At 68.5% G+C, this 3,072-nt stretch carries 3 protein-coding genes; 2 read left to right on the top strand and 1 reads right to left on the bottom strand.

Annotated elements, in window-relative coordinates:
* Positions 1 to 81 precede the first annotated feature (81 nt).
* Complete coding sequence (locus FNH04_RS43845) at positions 82 to 273, top strand: hypothetical protein (RefSeq protein ID WP_152791812.1); 192 nt, start codon at positions 82 to 84, stop codon at positions 271 to 273.
* Between the two features lie 261 nt (positions 274 to 534).
* On the opposite strand, the gene FNH04_RS43840 is transcribed toward FNH04_RS43845, so the two are convergent.
* Positions 535 to 2,181 (bottom strand): DNA repair helicase XPB, encoded by a 1,647-nt coding sequence (locus tag FNH04_RS43840; protein WP_322725597.1) that lies wholly within the window; start codon positions 2,179 to 2,181, stop codon positions 535 to 537.
* 339 nt (positions 2,182 to 2,520) lie between these two features.
* Here FNH04_RS43840 and FNH04_RS43835 point away from each other — a divergent pair.
* The coding region (locus FNH04_RS43835) for a TIGR00645 family protein (RefSeq protein WP_228031981.1) at positions 2,521 to 3,072 on the top strand (552 nt) is incomplete at its 3' end.

Below are 3,072 nucleotides of genomic sequence, written 5' to 3'. Positions count from 1 at the left end.
GACCTGAGGGGGATCGGGCGGAGGGGGAGATTCCCTCTCCGGACCGACGCCATTCGGGTGTCCACTTCCCATCATGGAGATATGAGTGCAGCGACCTTCTCCCCCGTACCCGCCCGGCATGGTCCGCCGCCCGGCGCGACCGCCCTCGACGTCGACCACCACCGCCACTGGATGGGCGACGCGATGCGCGCGATCAAGGTGTTCGCGGGCGCCGCGTTCGAGGTGGTCGTCCTGGGCGAGTACGCGGAAGAGGCGGGCGTACACCGCCGGTGAGCCACAGCCCGCCTCCGTGAGCCGGTGAGCCGCGGGGTAACCGAACCCCGTGGAACAGCAGTTCGCGGCCCGTGACACTACGATGCGTGATTCCCTGGTCACCGGGCGGAGCCGCAGGCGGCGCGCTTCTCGCACTCTCGCGCACCGCCTCGCGACGCCCGGCACGCCTCCAGAAAGTGGATCTTGGCGTGGGATGCTCGTGGGCGTCAGGAATTCAGGCGGCTCGGTCCGACTCACTGCGCAGAACGACCTGAGCGGCACTCAGGCCTCTTCGGCCAGCAACTCGTCGGCGTCCACGATCCGGTACGCGTACCCCTGCTCCGCAAGGAACCGCTGCCGGTGGGCCGCGAAGTCCTGGTCGATGGTGTCTCGGGCGACCACCGAGTAGAAGTGGGCCTGGTGGCCGTCGGCCTTGGGGCGGAGGACCCGGCCGAGTCGCTGGGCCTCCTCCTGGCGGGAGCCGAACGTGCCGGACACCTGGATCGCGACCGTCGCCTCCGGCAGGTCGATCGAGAAGTTCGCGACCTTGGAGACGACGAGCACGCTGATCTCGCCCTCGCGGAACGCGTCGAAGAGCTTCTCGCGCTGGGCGTTCGACGTCTCACCCTTGATGACGGGCGCGTTCAAGTGCTCGCCCAGCTCGTCGAGCTGGTCGATGTACTGGCCGATGACGAGGGTCTGCTGACCGGCGAAGCGGCGCACCAGCGCCTCCGTCACCTTCCGCTTCGTCGCGGTCGTCGCGCAGAAGCGGTACTTCTCCTCGGTCTCGGCGGTCGCGTACGCGAGCCGCTCGCTCTCCGTGAGATTGACGCGGACCTCGACGCAGTCGGCGGGCGCGATGTACCCCTGCGCCTCGATCTCCTTCCACGGCGCGTCGAAACGCTTCGGTCCGATCAGGGAGAAGACATCGGACTCGCGGCCGTCCTCCCGGACCAGCGTGGCCGTGAGCCCGAGCCGACGGCGCGCCTGCAGGTCCGCCGTGAACTTGAACACCGGCGCGGGCAGCAGGTGCACCTCGTCGTAGACGATCAGACCCCAGTCGCGGGAGTCGAAGAGCTCCAGATGCGGGTAGATGCCCTTCCGCTTCGTCGTCAGCACCTGGTACGTGGCGATGGTGACCGGGCGGATCTCCTTCCTCGTACCGCTGTACTCGCCGATCTCGTCCTCGGTCAGCGAGGTCCGCCGCACCAGTTCGTGCTTCCACTGCCGGGCGGAGACGGTGTTCGTGACGAGGATCAGGGTGGTCGCCTTCGCCTGGGCCATGGAACCGGCGCCCACCAGCGTCTTGCCCGCGCCGCAGGGGAGTACGACCACCCCTGACCCGCCGTGCCAGAAGTTCTCCACGGCCTGCTTCTGGTACGGGCGCAGCGCCCAGCCGTCCTCGGCCAGCTCGATCGGGTGCGCCTCACCGTCCACGTACCCGGCGAGGTCCTCGGCCGGCCAGCCCAGCTTCAGCAGCGTCTGCTTGATCTGCCCGCGCTCGGACGGGTGCACGGCCACGGTGTCCGGGTCGATCCGTGCGCCGACGAGCGGCATGATCCTCTTCGACCGCAGGATCTCCTCCAGCACCGGGCGGTCGGTCGTGGTGAGGACCAGACCATGCGCGGGGTGCTTGGTGAGGGTGAGGCGGCCGTAGCGGTCCATCGTCTCGGCGACGTCCACCAGCAGCGCGTGCGGCACCGGGTAGCGGCTGTACTGCACCAGCGCGTCCACGACCTGCTCGGCGTCGTGTCCGGCGGCGCGCGCGTTCCACAGGCCGAGCGGGGTCACCCGGTAGGTGTGGATGTGCTCCGGCGCCCGCTCCAGTTCCGCGAAGGGCGCGATCGCCCGACGACAGTCGTCGGCCTGCTCGTGGTCGACCTCGAGCAGGAGGGTCTTGTCGCTCTGGACGATGAGTGGACCGTTCACACGCGGCTGCCTTTCGGGATCCCGGGGCATGGCTCTGGCTCGATGACGCTTGATGACATGGCTCCGGCTCGGCCAAACGTCCAGTGTGCCCGACCGGAGGGTGCGGACGGCATGGATCGGGGGTGACGTCCGCGTCACGTCCTGGACGGTCCGGCTGACGTCCGCGTCCCGTCGTATTGAATGTCTATCCACTCCAATGAGTGGCCGGAATTCAGATATGCGGCGGTGGCTGCGAAGAATGGCGAACCGTGCAGGTCATCGCCCGCGCCGCAGCCCTGGAGTGAGCCCTTGTCCGGTCGCCGCCAGCCCCTCACGTCCCCAGCCTCCCCGATGACGCCGATGACGGCGACACTCGGCTACGCCCTGTTCGCCACCCGCTGGCTCCAGGCCCCGCTGTACGTCGGTCTGGTGGCGGCCCAGGGCGTCTACGTCTACAAGTTCTTCAAGGAGCTGTGGAACTTAATCCTCCAGTGCGTGACCGGGCAGGCGACCGAGACGTACGTGATGCTCGCCGTGCTGAAGCTGGTCGACGTGGTCATGATCGCGAATCTGCTGATCATGGTGATCGTCGGCGGCTACGAGACGTTCGTCTCGCGCATCGGTCTCCAGGGCCACCGCGATCAGCCCGAATGGCTCTCGCACGTCAACTCCAACGTCCTGAAGGTCAAGCTCGCCACCGCCATCGTGGGCATCTCCTCCGTCCATCTGCTCCAGATGTTCGTGGACGTCCACCACACCTCGCGCCACGCGCTGCTGTGGGGCACGGTGATCCACATGGCGTTCATCGCCTCGGCGGCGATCCTGGCGTACATGTCGGGCCCGATGGCCCTGCGCGCGGACCGCGCCCACCGGGAGCGCGGGGACCGGCACGGGCACGGGGAGCACGGGGGC

Origin of the sequence: Streptomyces phyllanthi, assembly GCF_009377205.1 — a bacterium.
In the GTDB taxonomy this organism is placed as follows: Bacteria; Actinomycetota; Actinomycetes; order Streptomycetales; family Streptomycetaceae; genus Streptomyces; species Streptomyces phyllanthi.
Note: the sequence above shows the minus strand (reverse complement) of the source record. Positions and strands in the feature narration are given on the sequence as shown.